The organism is Collinsella sp. AF19-1LB (assembly GCF_003459655.1).
GTDB lineage: Bacteria > Actinomycetota > Coriobacteriia > Coriobacteriales > Coriobacteriaceae > Collinsella.
Genome location: NZ_QRWO01000039.1, coordinates 1 through 17,057 on the forward strand (window position 1 = coordinate 1; position 17,057 = coordinate 17,057).

A 17,057-nucleotide genomic window follows, 5' to 3' on the forward strand; every position below is an offset into this window, starting at 1 on the left:
GGGACGCTCTTACACCACGTCTGCGCGCGCCACCCCGCTGAGGACCTTCGCGCAAGGGGCAGTGGACAAAAAATGCCAAATATGAGTACTGTTGCTGCGCTAGTCACATATGTTTGCACATAATAATGGGCTCCTAATGAGAGTACTTCTCGTTAGGAGCCCATTTCATTGAACATTTGGGGAGCTACGTCAGCTCATGCAGCTGGTCGTCATGCCTACAAGCATCAAAAATGTCCCAAATCGCTGCTACTAAAAAGGTAACAGTACTCATATTTGATGTTTTTTGACCAGGGCTATCTACAAACCCCCTAGGCCACTCATTGGGGACAGACTTAAATGACTAGGTGTGGCTGCCTGGGCTAGGCTGTTAGGTCGAGTTCGTAGAGGAAGCTTTCGCGCGGCATGTCGTGACGGCGCTCTTCGCGGTTGGCGCGGTGCGTGGCCGTGCGCTTAAAGCCGTGCAACTCGTAGAACTTCCACGAGCAGTTGGAGTCGGTGTACAGGTGCGCCCTTGTCGCCCCGCGCGAGGACAGGTACGAGACCGCGGCATCGAGCAAAACCGAGCCAACGCCCAGGCCGTGGACATCGGGATCGACGGCGAGCAGCGTGACTTCGTTGTCGTGCGGCAACGGGCTGCTCTCGAGCAGGCGGTTGTTGGTTCGGATGGTTGCACGCACAAACGAGAGATACTCGGCGCAGGCATCAGGCTCCAGTTCACGCATCTGCGATAGCAGCGCGCGTTCGGTATCCATCCAATGTTCGTTGATAGTGGCGCCGGAGCTCTGTCCCGCACGCGCGAGCGCAATGCCGCGCGCCTGGCCGTCAATTACGGCAACCTGCGAAAACGTCGACGACGAAAGGCAGTAGGCAAGGTCGCACGCGGCCTCAAGGCGGTTGTACTCATCGTTATCCGAATTGTTATGCCAAAGCTGCTGCAGAATCAGCGCGATGGCGTCGAAGTCTTCGGTATCAAACGGTCGGTAGAGAACCCGCGAGACCATGGTGCCTCTTTCTTTTGCGGATGCATATCGAGCACAGTTCTACCACGCCATTGGCATCTAATTATGGTGCCCCTGTGTTCCATGAACTCACCGCGGTCGCCGCTGCGCCCATGCCCTCCGCTCGCAAGCTTTTTCTGCACATGCGACCGTTGCGGGGTGCATCGACGCGCTCGATGCGCTACATTGAATCAGTATTTTCAATGCCGCTGCGCGAGCGCTGCAGATCGACGTATCACCGACTCACAGAGCACGGCGGCGTACCAGACAGGAGGACTGCATGGGATCTGATGTGAAGATCGCACGCGCGTTGATCTCGGTTACCGATAAGACGGGTGTCGTCGATTTCGCACGGACGCTGGTTGATGACTTTGGCGTCGAGATCATCTCTACGGGCGGCACGGCTCGTGCCATCGAGGACGCGGGCGTTCCCGTAACCCCCATCGAGGAGTTCACGGGCTATCCCGAGATGATGGACGGCCGCGTTAAGACCCTACACCCCAAGGTTCACGGCGCGCTGCTGGCCCGCCGCGATTCCGAGCAGCACATGCAGGAGGCCGCCCAGCACGGCATTAAGCTGATCGACCTGGTCGTCGTCAACCTGTACGAGTTCGAGAAGACCGTCGCCAACCCCGAGGTCACCTTTGCGGATGCCATCGAGCACATCGACATCGGTGGCCCCTCCATGTTGCGCTCTGCCGCCAAGAACGCCGCGAGCGTTACCGTCATCTCCGACCCGGCCGACTATGATGCCGTCCTGGCCGAGATGCGCGAGACCGGTGGCTGCACCACGCTTTCCACCCGTCGTCGCCTGCAGGTGAAGGTCTACCAGACCACCGCCGCCTACGACACGGCTATCTCCCGTTGGCTTGCCGCCCAGGCAAGCGACGTGGCGGACACCTCTGCCAAGCTCGAGATTTCGCTGGAGAAGGTCGACGACCTGCGCTATGGCGAGAATCCTCAGCAAAAGGCTACGGTCTACCGCTTTGCCGAGGGCTGCGAGAACACCGCGAGCTCTCAGTTCCCGCTTGTGGGCTCCGAGCAGATCCAGGGCAAGCCGCTCAGCTACAACAACTATCTGGACGCCGATGCCGCCTGGAACCTGGTCCGCGAGTTCGACGAGCCGGCCTGCGTGATCCTCAAGCATCAGAACCCCTGCGGTTCCGCCGTTGCCGAGGATATCACGGCCGCCTACGACCGCGCTTTCGCCTGCGATCCCAAGAGCGCCTTCGGCGGCATCATCGCCTGCAACCGCGAGGTTCCCTTTGAGCTGGTTGAGCACTTCGCCGACGAGAACAAGCAGTTCGTCGAGGTCATCATCGCCCCGAGCTACACCGATGAGGCGCTCGAGCGCATGGTCAAGCGCCCCAACCTGCGCGTGCTGGCTACCGGCGGCGTGGACCACGGTGCCCAGGTGGAGCTGCGCTCCATCGACGGCGGCATGCTGGTGCAGGAGGTCGACCACGTGACCGAGGATCCCGCGACCTTTACGTTCCCCACCGATCGCAAGCCCACCGACGCTGAGATGGCCGAGCTCGAGTTTGCCTGGAAGGTCTGCAAGGGCGTCAAGTCCAACGCCATCCTGGTCTCCAAGGGCAAGGCCGGCATTGGCATGGGCCCCGGTCAGCCCAACCGCGTTGACTCTGCGCTGCTTGCCTGCGAGCGCGCCGAGGACTTCTGCGAGCGCGAGGGCGTGGAGAAGGGCGGCTTTGCCTGCGCAAGCGACGCGTTCTTCCCGTTCCGCGACAACGTCGACGTGCTTGCCGCACACGGCGTGACCTGCATCATCCAGCCCGGCGGCTCCAAGCGCGATGACGAGAGCATCCAGGCCTGCAACGAGCACAATATTGCGATGGTTTTCACGGGTGCGCGCCACTTCCGCCATTAAGTAGGGAGGTGGCGCTGCGGCTTGCCCAACCACCGCACCTTGCCGCTCATTCGTCGCCCGCGTACCCAAGTACGCGTCGCTCCTCTTTCACGGCAATCTGCGGCACCTGGGCAACCCTCGCCGACCTGTTAGGTTGACTGGGGAGGATGGGATGTTATCTCGTCCCTTGGACCGCCTCGCTTCTAAAATTATCTCTGCAAAAGACGGTCGCTCCGTTTGGAGGGCCGTCTTTTTGGTATAAGAGGACGGAATGACTAACACGAAAGGTATGACCATGCCCCAGATTGATGATGCAGAGCTGTTTGGCAATGCCGAGGACCAGCGTGCGTACGAGGACTTTTGCGCCAATCAGGAGGCGGTCGAGAAGTTTACGCTCGACAAGCCCGCGCTTATCTGCCGTTGGCGCATGTCCAACAAAAAGGTGCCCATGCTCAACCGTCACATTCGCGCGCTGTCCGAGCGCTTGGTGCAGGGCGAGCCGCTTACCCATAACATGCTCAGCTGGGCCAAGCAGCACGTTGAGTGGTCGCTTGCCGAGGGCGATTACACCGCGCACGACGGCGTGCTCATGCTGGTGATCGACGTTAACGGCAATGCCGCCATGACGGTGGGTGAGTACGAGCCGCTGGCCGATACTTCGGCCAAGGCGCTGCGTGCCCGCTCCGCCGAGGCCCGCTCCGAGGCCGACGAAACCGGCGTGGCGCCCGAGCTGCTCGCTGCCGTCAACAACGGCGAGCTGGCCTTTGTGGCGCCGGCGGACGAGTGCCTGTGTGGCACGGCGACGCTCATAGAGCAGCTGGCCCAGACCAAGGGCATCCCGGTCACGCGCGTAGACATTCCCGCACAGCTCAAGGGCGCCTTGTTCCTGGTAAGCGACGAGCACGGCGTGGTGCCTGCCACCGACGCCGACGCCGCCGAGTCTGATGCCGCGACGGTCGCCTTCTTTGCCGACGGCTACGAAAAGCTTCGCGCCCGCCGCTAAATGATTATTCTGGGACGGGGATTAAAGAATCATTTTGGTTCCCGCCACCGCTGCGAGTGCGAGGCGGACAAAACGCCCCCGCTCGCGAACAGTTCTGTCACCTTGGCGACGTGCGTGGCGCGCACCTGCAGTTTCGCAGCCATAATGGTGGCAAGACAACCAAGAGGGGAGCGGAATCCATGGCGCTAATCTATATCGTTGAGGACGACGAGCCCATTCGTCGTGAGCTTGTCGACATCCTTACCCGCGCCGGGTTTGAAATCGAGGCCTGCGAATCGTTCGAGCATGTCTCGCGCGATATTCTCGCCGCCGCGCCCGACCTGGTGCTGCTCGACCTCACGCTTCCCGTCAAGGACGGCCAGCATATCTGCCACGAGGTTCGCCGCGAATCCGAGGTCCCCATCATCGTCCTCACCTCGCGCACGACCGAGATCGACGAGGTCATGGCCATGACGCTCGGCGCGGACGACTTTGTTCCCAAGCCCTATAGCGCGCGCGTGCTCGTGGCGCGCATCAACGCACTGCTGCGTCGCACCGCGGCGTCAGGCGAGCGCAGCACGCTCGTCCACAAGGGGCTGGAGCTCGACCTCGCCCGCTCTATGGTCACCAACACGGCGACCGGCGACAGCACCGAGCTCACCAAAAATGAGCTGCGCATTCTCTCGCTGCTCCTGAGCCGCGCGGGCAAGATCGTCTCGCGCTCGGCCATCATGCAGGACCTGTGGGACTCCGACGCCTTCGTGGACGACAATACGCTCACCGTCAACATCAACCGCCTGCGCACCACGCTCGAAAAAATCGGCATCAAGGGGTATTTGACGACGCATCGCGGCCAAGGCTATTCGGTCTAGGGGCCGGCTATGTCGTTTGGCAAGTTCTTTAAAGATGCACTGCTTCCCGTCGCCGTGTGGACGTGCGGCGTGCTGCTGAGCTGCTTTGTGCTGACGGTCGCCGGCGCACCCGTTTCTATCGTGGTCGTGGCGGTTGGCGTGTCCTTTATCTTCGGTATGCTCGGCATCGTGATCGAGTACGCTCACCGTCGCCGTTTTCTGCGTCAGTTGGAGCGCGCGGCAGAGGAGCTCGAGAGTCCCGCATGGGTGCAGGAGATGGTGCAATGCCCAACCTATGCCGAGGGCGAGCTCGAGTACGAGGTCCTGTGCCGGGTGGGCAAAGCCGCCTGCGACGAGGTTGCCGAGGGCCGGCGTCAGACCGAAGACTATCGCGACTATATCGAGAGCTGGGTCCACGAGGCCAAGCTGCCCCTGGCGGCGGCTCACCTGATTCTGGAAAACCTCGACGGCGGCGCAGATGACCCAACACGTGTCGATGACCTGGGTCGCGAGTTGGCTCGCGTGGAACGCTATATCGACCAGGCGCTGTACTACGCGCGCTCGGAAGTCGTGGAGCGCGACTACCTGATTCGCCGCTGGGACCTTAAGACCTTGGTGACGGGTGCGATTAAGGCCAACGCGCGCGAGCTCATTGCGGCGCACGTGGCTCCGGTGTGCGAGAACCTCGACTTCGAGGTCTTTACCGACGAAAAATGGCTCGAGTTTATCCTGGGCCAGCTCATTCAGAACAGCATTAAATATGCGCGCGAGGACGGCGCGAAGATCGTGTTTTCGGGCGCGTTACTGGACGAGGGCCTGGCGAGCGAGCGCATCGAGCTCACCGTTGCGGACAACGGCTGCGGCGTGTGTGCGGCAGACCTGCCGCGCGTGTTCGAGAAGGGCTTTACCGGCGACAACGGCCGCACCACCAAGCGCGCAACGGGCATCGGCCTCTACCTGGTGGCGCGCCTGTGCTCCAAGATGGGCATCGACGTCACCGCAGCATCGGAGCCCGGCGAAGGCTTCGTCGTAACATTCGCTTTTTCAACGAACAAGTTTCAATACTTTGAGTAACGCACACGGCAAACGCCCGTCCAAACAAAACGTGCCGCCCCAAACGGGTCGGCACGCCATTTTTCTATCAGACAACTCGTTGAAGTGAGGCTGCAAAGGCCGCGGGGCCGGGAGGGGTTTCCTAAGGGCACATCCCGCAGCCGCAACGCGGCGAGGACGTGCCCTTAGGAAACCCCGCAGGCCCCGCGGCCGGTGGGAGCAACGCTACTTTACGACCAAGATGTCGCAGTCCGTATTGCGCAGCAGGAACGTCGAAATCGAGCCCAGGAGCGCATACTTGATCGAGGACAGGCCGCGTGCGCCGCAGAGCACCAGGTCGGGCTTAACCACGTCGAGCATCTCGTCCTTGAGCGTCTCGCGAATGCGGCCGGCGCGAATCATGACCTCGACCTCGGGAATGTCGGGATTGGCCTTGGCCTCTTCGAGCTGCTTGGCGATGGAGTTCTTAAATGCCTCCTCTAGGCCGTTGACCAGATCGACCGGATAGGAACCGGCGCTCTCGAGCGCCGTGGAATCGATAACGTGGCCGATGATTAGCTTGGCGCCGTTGTTCGCGGCGACCTTGATGGCGCGTGCGAGCACAAAATCCTGCTGCTCAGTACCGTCGAGTGAAACAAATACCTTGGTGTAGCCCTCGTTCATGGTTTCCTCCTTGGTCTATCGCACGGGCGCGGGGCTCGTGCATCGGGCGGGCGCGGGCGCGTTGGCCGCCGGACACTTTATCTTGTTGCAGTTATACCCAAGGATTTGGGTTTGACCGCTCGCAATTCTGTGAACGGGCGAGTTTTTTGGTAAGGGTAGGCGCAGGCGCGCCGCCAACGGTTGATAATGGGACATCGCCCGCACCGTCCGCAGAACAATATCGGCGGGTGTCTAACGAGGGGGTCCCTTTGGATATTATCGAGCTTCTAAAATCTGCCTTCATGGGCCTGGTCGAGGGCATCACCGAATGGCTGCCCGTTTCGTCGACGGGCCACATGATCTTGGTGGACGAGTTCGTCAAGATGAACGTGAGCGAGACGTTCTGGAATATGTTCCTGGTCGTGATTCAGCTCGGCGCCATTCTGGCCGTCTGCGTGCTGTTTTTCCACGAGCTCAACCCGTTCTCGCCCAGCAAGGGCAAGGAGGGCCGTCGCGACACCTGGGTGCTGTGGGGCAAGATTGTGCTCGGTTGCATTCCTGCGGCGGCGATCGGCCTGCCGCTCAACGACTGGATGGAGGAGCATTTCTACAACGCTCCCGTCGTGGCGCTGGCGCTCATTGTGTACGGCGTGCTGTTTATCGTGATCGAGAACTGGCGCGCGAGCAAGCGCGAGGAAATGGCCGTTGCCGGTTCGTTTGGTTCGCGTGCTGTGGTGTCGGGTGGACGTCCCGCCGGTGCGCACTTTGCGGCGCCCCCCACGGCTACCGCTGAGGATGAGGACGATGACGAGAATCTGGACTTTGGTTCCATCGCCACGCTCGAGGACCTCAGCTGGAAGACTGCGCTGGGTATCGGCTGCTTCCAGGTGCTTTCGCTGGTGCCTGGTACGTCTCGCTCCGGTTCTACCATCATCGGCGGCCTGCTTTTGGGCTGCACGCGCTCGGTGGCGTCTAAGTTCACGTTCTTCCTGGCTATTCCTGTTATGTTTGGCGCGAGTGCGCTCAAGCTGGTCAAGTACTTCATCAAGGGCGGCACGTTCGGCACCAACGAGATCGCCATCTTGGGCGTGGGCTGCGTTGTGGCCTTTGTGGTTTCGCTCATCGCCATCAAGTGGCTCATGGGCTTCGTCCGCCGTCACGACTTCAAGTGCTTCGGCGTCTACCGCATCATCCTGGGCATCGTAGTGCTCGCGTACTTCTTCGTTCTGGAGCCTATGCTCGGCCTGTAACTTGGTTGACGCTGCGCGGCGGCCAGAGCGACAACTTGTCATTCAAAGAGGACGGCATGACCAAAAGGTCTATGCCGTCCTCTTTTTTGGGCGATGGGGCGGGCCTGACGGTGGCGCACGGAGTCGTGGTGTGATTTGCGTCGGTGTCCGCGCGGCTCGGTATACTGGTACGGCTCAAACTATGGCGCTGCCCGCAGGCGCGCCGTCCGTCAGATGAGGAGTCGCCCATGACCCAGCCCTTGCCCTGGGAAAAGAACGCCGCGGTACCCGTGCCGCCCGCGCCGGAACCCGTGCCACTCGATGCATACACCGCCCCCGCTGCGCCGGAGCCCGAGCTCGTTCCGCTCGACATCTACGACGCTCCCGCGCCGGCACCTGCGCCCGCCAAGCCGCTTGTCGACATCGACAGCCTTAATCCCGCCCAGCGCGAGGCGGTCTTGACCACCGAGGGACCGCTGCTGGTGCTCGCCGGCGCCGGCTCGGGCAAGACCCGCGTCTTGACCTTCCGCATCGCACATATGCTCGGCGACCTGGGTGTTAAGCCTTGGCAGGTTCTTGCCATCACGTTTACCAACAAGGCTGCGGCCGAGATGCGCGAGCGTCTGGCGGCACTCATCCCAAGCGGCACCCGTGGCATGTGGGTGTGCACCTTCCATGCCATGTGCGTGCGCATGCTGCGCGAGGACGCCGACCTGCTGGGCTACACCGGCCAGTTCACCATCTACGATGACGATGACTCAAAGCGCATGGTGCGCGACATTATGCAGGCGCTCGGCATTGAGCAAAAGCAGTTCCCCATCAACATGATCCGCAGCAAGATCAGCTCTGCTAAAAACGCCATGATCGGGCCCGAGGACATGCTCAAGAGCGCCGATAGCCCCAACGACAAAAAGGCCGCGCAAGTCTACCTGGAGCTGGAGCGCCGCCTGCGCGCCGCCAACGCGATGGACTTCGACGACCTGCTCGTGCGCACGCTCGAGCTACTGCGCACCCGCCCCGAGGTGCTCGACAAGTACCAAGAGCGCTTCCGCTACATTAGCGTCGACGAATATCAGGACACCAACCACGTCCAGTACGAAATCGCCAACCTGCTGGCCGCCAAGTACCAAAACCTCATGGTCGTGGGCGACGACGACCAGTCCATTTATAGCTGGCGTGGCGCCGACATCACCAACATCTTGGACTTTGAGCAGGACTTTAAAAACTGCAAGACCGTCAAGTTGGAGCAGAACTATCGCTCCACGGGTCACATCCTGAGCGCCGCCAATGCCGTTGTTCGCCACAACTCGCAGCGCAAGGACAAGCGCCTGTTTACGGCCGAGGGCGATGGCGAGAAGATTCAGGCTTTCCAGGCAAGCGACGAGCGCGACGAAGGTCGCTGGATTGCCGGCGAGATCGAAAAGCTGCATGCCAAGGGTACGAGCTACGACGATATCGCCGTGTTCTACCGCACCAACGCCCAGTCGCGTATCCTCGAAGATATGTTCCTGCGCGCGGGCGTGCCCTACAAGATCGTCGGCGGCACGCGATTCTTCGACCGCGCCGAGATTCGCGACGTCATGGCCTACCTCAAGATGATCGTGAACCCGGCCGACGAGATGAGCGTCAAGCGCGTCATCAACACGCCGCGTCGCGGCATCGGCTCCACCTCGATCCAAAAGATTGAGCAGCTGGCGCGCGACAACCGTTGCTCGTTCTTCCAAGCCTGCGAGATCGCAACAGCCGAGACGGGCATGTTTAGTGCCAAGGTGCGCAACGGCCTGTCGAGTTTTGTGGCGCTGGTGCGCGAGGGCCGCCGCATGGACGGCGAGCTCAAGGACGTCGTCGAGATGATTGTCGATAAGACGGGCCTGCTGCAGGCGTTTCGCGCCGAGGGCACCATGGAGTCCGAGAGCCGCGCCGAGAACATCCAGGAATTCCTGGGCGTCGCCGCCGAATTTGAGGAGACGCACGAGGATATCGAGGGTGCGCTCGAGAGTCTAGAAGAGCTGCGCGCGGCCGGTGTTGCCGACGTGCCGTCCGTCGCCGAGTCCGAGTCCGCCGTGGTGAGTGCGCCCGCGTCCGAGCCGGGGCCGTCCGCTCCGGCATCCTCGTTTGAGGCACTTGTCGGCGCTCGTGACGCCGCGGGCTCCAATCCGCTCGATAGCCTAGCCGCCCCGGCGCTCTCGCCGCAGGATGCCCTGGCCGCCGCCATCGCGGGCAACGCGTATGCCGTGCCAACAGAGCTACCGGCGGGCGTCGTGCATGCCGACGAGATCGAGCGCACCTACGGTCCGCTCACCTGTAAGGCACTGCCGGCACTCATGGAGTGGCTGGCCCTGCGCTCCGACTTGGATTCCCTGGCCGGCGAGACGCATGCCATTACCATGATGACCATCCACTCCGCCAAGGGCCTGGAGTTCCCGGCGGTGTTCGTGGCCGGCATGGAGGAGGGTATCTTCCCGCACGTGCACGACTTTGGCGGCAGCGATGACCCGGGCAAGCTCGAGGAGGAGCGTCGCCTGGCCTACGTTGCCATCACGCGTGCCCGTAAGCGCCTGTTCCTGACCTATGCGGCCACGCGTCGCACCTACGGCTCGACCTCTGCCAACCCGCGCTCTCGCTTCCTCAACGAGATTCCGTTTGAGGATATCGAGTTTAGCGGTATCGGTTCTGCCGGTTTTGAGGGCACGGGCTGGGAGAAGCGCGGCGACCGTCACGGCACCTTTGGCTCGGGCATGGGCTCGGATATGTATGGCGGCAAGGTGTTCGGTTCGCATACACGCTCGACCGGCGGTTCCGGTTCGCGCGGCGGATCGAGCTTCGACGATTTCTTTGGTGGCAGCACCTATGGCACCGAGCGCCATCGCGGGGTTTCGCCCGACGCCGGCCGTGTTGCCTCGACCTTTGGTTCGGGCGCGCCGCGAGCTAAAAAGCCGTCGTCCAAGGTGTCGCCGACGGTGGAGCGCAAGGTCGATCGCACCAGCGCGTCGCAGGACTTTGCCGCGGGCGATACCGTGAGTCACAAGACCTTTGGCACGGGTACCGTGATCTCGGTCGCCGGAGACATGATCGAGGTGCAATTCGAAAAGACCGGCCAGACCAAAAAGCTCATGAAGGGCTTTGCGCCGATCGTCAAGCTGTCGTAATCTCGGCGGCCCCGGACAGGCGCCATGGACAACGTCGCCTGCTCGGACAGTCCTGCTCGCACGGAGAGCACATTAAGTGCTCTCCGACTCGTGCGGAACTCGCGATCGACGTTGTCCATGGCGCCTGTCCGGGGCCTTGGGTAACGTTGCTTGCGAACGTCGCTTTGCTCGTTCGCTTTTTGGTCTGGAGAGCCGGGTGGGCTGATAAATAGATGTGAGTAGGGGCTCTCCCGTTTGATGAGCGGGGGAGCCCCTTGTTGCGTTTTGGTTGTTGGTGCGACCTAGAGGTGGCTGATGATCAATTCCATTTTGCCTTCGAGGTCGATGGAGCTGACGGTGCTCGGGGCTAGCAGGTGGCTTCCCTTGTGGACGGGGTCGCCGCAGACGGTGCCCTCGCCGTCGATGACCGACAGACACATGAAGGGCCAGTGCTGGTCGAGGGTCTTGCTGCCGTTGACGCGCACGCGATCGACGGTGTAGCAGGAGTTAGACTCGAGCTCGGTCACGCCGTCGACCTCGGGCGCGGTCACGGTGCCGTCGGTCGGTGCCTGAACATCAAAGTCGATGCAGTCGAGGCTCTGCTCAATATGCAGCGGGCGCAGCTTGCCGTCGGTGCCGGGACGGTCGTAGTCGTACAGGCGATACGTCACGTCGCTCGACTGCTGCGTCTCCAAAATGAGCGTGCCGGTCTTGATGGCGTGGACGGTACCGTAATCAATCTGGAAAAAGTCGCCCTTGTGGATCGGCAGCACGTTGAGCATGTCGTCCCAGCGGCCGTCTTCGATCATCTGTGCAGCCTCGGCGCGGTCCTTGGCGCGCTGGCCGACGATGATTGTGGCGCCGGGCTCGCAGTCCAGCACATACCAGCACTCGGTTTTGCCCAGGCTGCCGTTCTCGTGCTCGGCGGCGTACTCGTCGTTGGGATGGATCTGGATCGAAAGGTCGTCCTTGGCGTCCAGAATCTTAATGAGCAGCGGGAACTCCTTGCCCTCGCAGTTGCCAAAGAGCTCGCGGTGCTCGGCCCACAGCCACGAAAGCGTGTGGCCTGTATACGGGCCCTCAGCGATCTGGCAGTCGCCGTTGGGGTGTGCCGAGATGGCCCAGCACTCACCGATGGGACCCTCGGGAATGTCATAACCAAATACGGTTTCGAGCTGGCGGCCGCCCCAGATCTTCTCGTGAAAGATCGGCGTCAGTTTAATCAAATCGGACATGTTCATACCCCCATGGTGTTGCGCGGCCGCCCACTCTAAACGAGCCGTAACGAGCGCCCGCATGACTACAAAAACCTATGCCAACGTTACGTTGTGCAGCTCAAAGCGGTCGCCAACGTTGCGCGAGATCGAATGCTCAAAGGCGGTGCCGCTATCCAAAAAGCCAATCTGGTTGAGCTCGAGCAGGGGAGAGCCGGGTTTGGTGTCCAGGCGCTCAGCCTCTTCCTCGGTTGCCGCTACGGCGCGAATGGTGCGGTGGAAGCTCGAAATCTTCAGCCCGCATTGCTTGCGGATGAAGCTGTAGACCGATCCATACAGGTCTTTCTTTTTAAGGCCCGGAATCAGCTCGAGGGGCATGTAGGTGTACTCGATAACGATGGGCTTCTCGTCGACCTGGCGCACACGCACGATGTGATAGGCAAAGTCGTCCTCGGCAATTCCCAGCTGGACAGCGACGTCTGCTGGCGGATTGACAATCGAGAAATCGTAGACCACCGAGGTCACCTTCTCCCCGCGGTGCTCATACGAAAAGCCCTGGGAGCGATCGTTCTTGCCCTGGAAAAACGCCTGGCCGGGAAGCCCCGCCGTGTCCTTAACGTAGGTGCCCGATCCGCGCCGGCTGGTAACAAGACCTTCATCGGTAATCTGCTCAATAGCTCGTTTGACGGTGATTTTGGAAACGCTATAGAGCTCGCAGAACTCAACGACGGTGGGCAGCTTGTCGCCCGGCTTTAGAGCGCCGTCCTCGATGCTTCGACGGATATCTGCAGCTATTGCCTCGTATTTGGGAATCATGGAACCTCCTTTCCGGCTTGATTGAGTACAAACGAAAGTATAGTCCACGCCTAAGCATCCCTATTGCGTTTTGAAAAGTTCGAGAAAGATATAATCAAAAAACGCTTTTCTATATTAACTAGAGCGCTCTAAATGAATATGCATTCGAATAATGTGGTATTGAGCAAATTGATCGGCTCGAAGATGGGGTTGGGCCGTTTTGCCGCCCAGCGAACCGAATCTCATGCCTTGCGTTTCCCCAGATAAAACCTGCCAAAACAAACCTGTCCCTTCTTGGTAGGTTTTTGCCTTGGGAGCGGTACCATACAGGCAATGTTTAAACGAGAAAGGTGGGCTCCCATGGAACCTAAGCAGTACTATATCGGCATCGACGTCGGCGGCACTTCGGTTAAGGAGGGCCTGTTCGACGAGGACGGCAACCTGCTTGCCAAGGCCAGCGTGCCCACGCCTCCCATCGTTGATGCTGCGGGCTTTGCCGCGGTGACCGAGGCTATCGACCAGGTGGTCGCCAAGGCGCAGATTCCGCGCGCCTTTGTGGCGGGCATTGGCCTGGCCGTTCCGTGCCCCATCCCGGCGTCGGGCGATGCCAAGGTCAAGGCCAACATTGCCATTAACCTGCCCGAGCTGAGGATCGCCATCCAGGAGCACTGCCCCGACGCGGTCGTCAAGTACGAGAACGATGCCAACGCCGCCGCCATGGGCGAGGCCTGGCTCGGTTCTGCCAAGGGCGTGCAAAACGTGGTGATGGTCACCATCGGTACCGGCGTGGGCGGTGGCGTTATCGTCAACGGCGACGTGGTATCGGGCGTTGTGGGCGCGGGCGGCGAGATTGGCCACATGTGCCTGAATCCCGACGAGGAGCGCACCTGCGGCTGCGGCGGCCATGGCCACCTGGAGCAGTATTCCAGCGCCACCGGTGTGGTGAGCAACTACCTGGCCGAGTGCAAGAGGGCGGGCGTCGAGCCCATCGAGCTCACCGGCCCCTCCGATTCCAAGGACGTGTTCCAAGCCTGCCGCGAGGGTGACAAGCTCGCGCTGGCCGCGGCCGATACCATGGCCGACTATCTCGGTCGCGCTCTGGCGCTTATCGCCAACGTGGTCGACCCCGAGATGTTCCTGATCGGCGGCGGCGCCTCCGCCTCGGCCGATGTCTACCTCGATGCGGTCCGCGAGCACTTTAAGCAGTACGCGCTCTCCGCCTCGCGCGAGACGCCCATTAAGGTCGCTTCGCTCGGCAACGACGCCGGCATCATCGGTGCCGCCTACGTAGCCCTGCGCGCCGCCGGCAAATAGCTGGTGCAAGGGGGCCAGGTTACTTTGCACCAACATGGTGCAAAAGGGGCAGCCTTGGCCTCCATGCCTGCCCCAAAATATGCCGTGCCCCTTCCGTCTGCGAAGGCTCGGCATCGGCGTGCTACCATAGCTACGTCCAAGTACACATATCAAGTGGAGGATATCCATGGCAAACGTTCTTGTCTTTGGTCACCAGAACCCCGATAACGACGCCATCATGAGCGCCGTCGTCCTGTCCCAGCTGCTCAACCAGGTTGAGTATGCTGGCAACACCTACGAGGCCTGCGCCCTTGGTCAGCTTCCGGCAGAGTCTGCCAAGCTGCTCGCCGACGCCGGCATTGCCGAGCCCCGCGTGATCGAGTCCGTCGAGGCCGGTCAGCTCGTCGTCCTCACCGACCACAACGAGTCCGCCCAGTCCGTCGCCGGCCTTAAGGACGCTACGGTCTTTGGCGTCGTCGATCATCACCGCATCGGCGACTTCGAGACCGCCGGCCCGCTGCACTACATCTGCCTGCCCTGGGGCTCCAGCTGCACCATCGTCACCAAGCTCGCCGGCGTGCTCGGCGTTGAGCTTTCCGACGTTCAGGCCAAGCTGCTGCTCTCGGCCATGATGACCGATACGCTCATGCTCAAGAGCCCCACCACCACCGATGTCGACCGCGCTGTCGCCGCCAAGCTCGGCGAGCAGGTGGGCGTCGACCCGGTCAAGTTTGGCATGGATGTCTTCCTTACCCGTCCGTCCGGCTCCTTCACCGCAGCCGAGATGGTCGGCAACGACATCAAGATGTTCGAGCCTGCGGGCAAGAAGCTGCTCATCGGCCAGTACGAGACCGTCGATAAGAGCCGTGCGCTCGGCATGATCGACGAGATCCGTGAGGCCATGCGCGCCTACGCCGCCGAGAAGGGTGCCGATGGCATCGTCCTGTGCATCACCGACATCATGGAGGAGGGCTCGCAGGTCCTGCTCGAGGGCGAGACCGAGGCTGCTCAGAAGGGCTTGGGCATTGCCGACGAGCACGACGGCGTCTGGATGCCGGGCGTCCTCTCCCGTAAGAAGCAGGTCGCTGCCCCCATCATGGCCGCCTGCTAGGTTCTTTTGACCTAACACCGACGACCGGATCGCGGACGCCCCGCGCTCCGGTCGTTTTTTGTGCACGGCGCTGCGTCGTCTCTTGGACAGGCGTGTCCGCGCCGTTGAGCAAATAATGTTCAACCTGTGGTTCCGCTTTTCGGCCACGCCTGCGTGCTTGTCGCGCAGGGTAGGCTAGATGCAAGCGTAATACGTTAGAGCGCGGCGCCGCCACTTGGGCGGGCCGTGCTTTTTTAAGACGGGAGCCATCCCGTGAAAGGAGCCGCCCATGGCAGCAACTGAGCAGCTGTTCAACGTTCGTGAGCGCAAGCGCTTTGAACGTCACGACATTTGGGAGCGCATCGCCGAGAACGGCACGATTTCCGCCGCCGTCATGGTCTTCGCCGCTATCGCCGCCGTTATCTGCGCCAACACCGATGCCTACGAGGCCATCCATCACTTTTTGGAGACCCCGCTGTATGTGGGTCTGGGCAACCTTACGGCTGGTCTCACCGTTGAGCTTTTCGTCAACGACTTCCTCATGGCGATTTTCTTTTTGTTGGTGGGCATTGAGCTTAAGTACGAGATGACGGTCGGCGAGCTCAAGAATCCGCGTCAGGCCATGCTTCCCATGCTGGCGGCCGTGGGCGGTGTCGTCGTTCCCGCCTGCATCTACCTGATCTTTAACCATGCCGGCGCGCACAACGGCTGGGCCATTCCCATGGCAACCGATATTGCCTTTGCGCTGGGCGTGCTGTCGCTTTTGGGCAACCGCGTTCCCAACGGCGTGCGCGTGTTCTTCTCGACGCTCGCTATCGCCGACGACCTGATCTCCATCGCCGCCATCGCCATCTTCTACGGTCAGAGCCCCAATCCGTTTTGGTTGGGCGCCGCCGCGCTTGTGACCTGCGCGCTCGTGTGGCTCAACAAGACGCAGCATTACCGCCTTGCCCCGTATTCGGTACTGGGGCTGCTGCTGTGGTTCTGCATGTTCAAGAGCGGCGTACATGCCACGCTTGCTGGCGTCATCTTGGCCTTTACCATCCCGGCCAAGTGTGGCGTCAAGCTCGATAGCCTCACCGATTGGCTGGGCGAGTGCCTGCCGCTGCTCGATGACCGCTACGATGATGAGGCACACATCCTGGGCCAGCATGACTTTACCGTCTCGACAACCAAGGTCGAGCGCGTCATGCACCGCGTGACCCCGCCGCTTATCCGCATGGAGCGTCTGATCTCCACGCCGGTCAACTTTGTGATCCTGCCGATCTTTGCGTTCGTAAACGCTCAGGTTCGCTTAGTGGGCGTGGACATGAGCACGCTGCTCACCGACCCGGTGACGCTCGGCGTGTACTTTGGCATGCTGCTGGGCAAGCCGATCGGCATCTTTGGTATGACGTTTGCCCTGGTTAAGCTTAAGGCCTGCGAGCTGCCGCACAATGTCAACTGGCACATGATTGCCGGCGTGGGCATTCTGGGCGGTATCGGCTTTACCATGTCGATTCTCATCAGCGGCCTTGCCTTCCCGACGGCCCAGTTTGAGGTTCTTGCAGCCAAGGCCGCTATTCTCGCCGGTTCGGTCACCGCAGCCGTGCTCGGCATGATCTACATGAGCGTGGTCTGCAAGCATCCCTCGCCCAAAGACGAGTAAGAGCGCGAAAACCGGCTCCAGAACCGATTCGGGCGCGTTCAAAATGCGGATTCGGGCGGTGCTTGCCGCCTGCCAGACACGCCAGTGGTCAAAAAACGCCGTTTGTGAGTACTGTCATAAACGGCGTATCATTTTAGGTGCGGAAAATAATGAACAAAGTTATAAGAACTGTACGTTAATGAGTGACCATCGACTTCCAATTTGGCGCTAGCTGACGGTGATTAGGAAGTTTCAAGGTGGCGCGCGCAGACGTGGTGTAAGAGCGTC

The 17,057-nt window shown here is 61.2% G+C and carries 13 protein-coding genes; 9 read left to right on the top strand and 4 right to left on the bottom strand.

What is annotated here, in order from left to right:
- Window positions 1-359: 359 nt before the first annotated feature.
- Complete coding sequence (locus DWX39_RS10010) at window positions 360-1,001, bottom strand: GNAT family N-acetyltransferase (RefSeq protein ID WP_117759749.1); 642 nt, start codon at window positions 999-1,001, stop codon at window positions 360-362.
- Between the two features lie 277 nt (window positions 1,002-1,278).
- Here DWX39_RS10010 and purH point away from each other — a divergent pair, with 277 nt between their 5' ends.
- The 4 genes from purH (at window position 1,279) to DWX39_RS10030 (ending at window position 5,772) form a co-directional block, all read left to right on the top strand.
- Window positions 1,279-2,886 carry a bifunctional phosphoribosylaminoimidazolecarboxamide formyltransferase/IMP cyclohydrolase gene (purH, locus tag DWX39_RS10015; protein ID WP_117759750.1) on the top strand — a complete coding sequence of 536 codons (1,608 nt, stop codon included), beginning with the start codon at window positions 1,279-1,281 and terminating at the stop codon, window positions 2,884-2,886.
- A gap of 250 nt (window positions 2,887-3,136) precedes the next feature.
- Complete coding sequence (locus tag DWX39_RS10020; RefSeq protein ID WP_117759752.1) at window positions 3,137-3,868, top strand: hypothetical protein; 732 nt, start codon at window positions 3,137-3,139, stop codon at window positions 3,866-3,868.
- Window positions 3,869-4,047: 179 nt separating this feature from the next.
- On the top strand, window positions 4,048-4,719 hold the full coding sequence (locus DWX39_RS10025; protein WP_117759754.1) for a response regulator transcription factor: 672 nt from the start codon (window positions 4,048-4,050) through the stop codon (window positions 4,717-4,719).
- Window positions 4,720-4,728: 9 nt separating this feature from the next.
- Window positions 4,729-5,772 (top strand): sensor histidine kinase, encoded by a 1,044-nt coding sequence (locus tag DWX39_RS10030; protein ID WP_117759756.1) that lies wholly within the window; start codon window positions 4,729-4,731, stop codon window positions 5,770-5,772.
- A gap of 204 nt (window positions 5,773-5,976) precedes the next feature.
- Here the strand turns inward: DWX39_RS10030 and DWX39_RS10035 are convergent, their stop codons facing one another.
- On the bottom strand, window positions 5,977-6,414 hold the full coding sequence (locus tag DWX39_RS10035; protein ID WP_006235921.1) for a universal stress protein: 438 nt from the start codon (window positions 6,412-6,414) through the stop codon (window positions 5,977-5,979).
- 248 nt (window positions 6,415-6,662) lie between these two features.
- Between DWX39_RS10035 and DWX39_RS10040 the strand changes: the two genes are divergently transcribed.
- A complete protein-coding gene (locus DWX39_RS10040; protein ID WP_089572431.1) occupies window positions 6,663-7,643 on the top strand; it encodes an undecaprenyl-diphosphate phosphatase in 981 nt (326 codons plus the stop codon).
- A gap of 227 nt (window positions 7,644-7,870) precedes the next feature.
- Window positions 7,871-10,771: an ATP-dependent helicase gene (locus tag DWX39_RS10045; RefSeq protein ID WP_117759758.1), complete on the top strand. Its 2,901-nt coding sequence runs from the start codon at window positions 7,871-7,873 to the stop codon at window positions 10,769-10,771.
- Window positions 10,772-11,052: 281 nt separating this feature from the next.
- Here DWX39_RS10045 and DWX39_RS10050 read toward each other — a convergent pair whose 3' ends face one another.
- Together DWX39_RS10050 and DWX39_RS10055 are read right to left on the bottom strand one after the other, a co-directional pair.
- Complete coding sequence (locus DWX39_RS10050; RefSeq protein WP_369832171.1) at window positions 11,053-11,985, bottom strand: type I phosphomannose isomerase catalytic subunit; 933 nt, start codon at window positions 11,983-11,985, stop codon at window positions 11,053-11,055.
- A gap of 75 nt (window positions 11,986-12,060) precedes the next feature.
- Complete coding sequence (locus DWX39_RS10055) at window positions 12,061-12,780, bottom strand: GntR family transcriptional regulator (RefSeq protein WP_117759762.1); 720 nt, start codon at window positions 12,778-12,780, stop codon at window positions 12,061-12,063.
- A 339-nt stretch (window positions 12,781-13,119) separates the two neighbouring features.
- Between DWX39_RS10055 and DWX39_RS10060 the strand changes: the two genes are divergently transcribed.
- The 3 genes from DWX39_RS10060 (at window position 13,120) to nhaA (ending at window position 16,790) form a co-directional block, all read left to right on the top strand.
- Window positions 13,120-14,073: an ROK family protein gene (locus DWX39_RS10060; protein WP_233508937.1), complete on the top strand. Its 954-nt coding sequence runs from the start codon at window positions 13,120-13,122 to the stop codon at window positions 14,071-14,073.
- Between the two features lie 166 nt (window positions 14,074-14,239).
- Window positions 14,240-15,163, top strand: coding sequence for a manganese-dependent inorganic pyrophosphatase (locus DWX39_RS10065; protein WP_117759766.1), 924 nt, complete (start codon window positions 14,240-14,242; stop codon window positions 15,161-15,163).
- Between the two features lie 268 nt (window positions 15,164-15,431).
- Window positions 15,432-16,790: a Na+/H+ antiporter NhaA gene (gene nhaA / locus DWX39_RS10070; RefSeq protein ID WP_117759768.1), complete on the top strand. Its 1,359-nt coding sequence runs from the start codon at window positions 15,432-15,434 to the stop codon at window positions 16,788-16,790.
- Window positions 16,791-17,057: the final 267 nt, after the last annotated feature.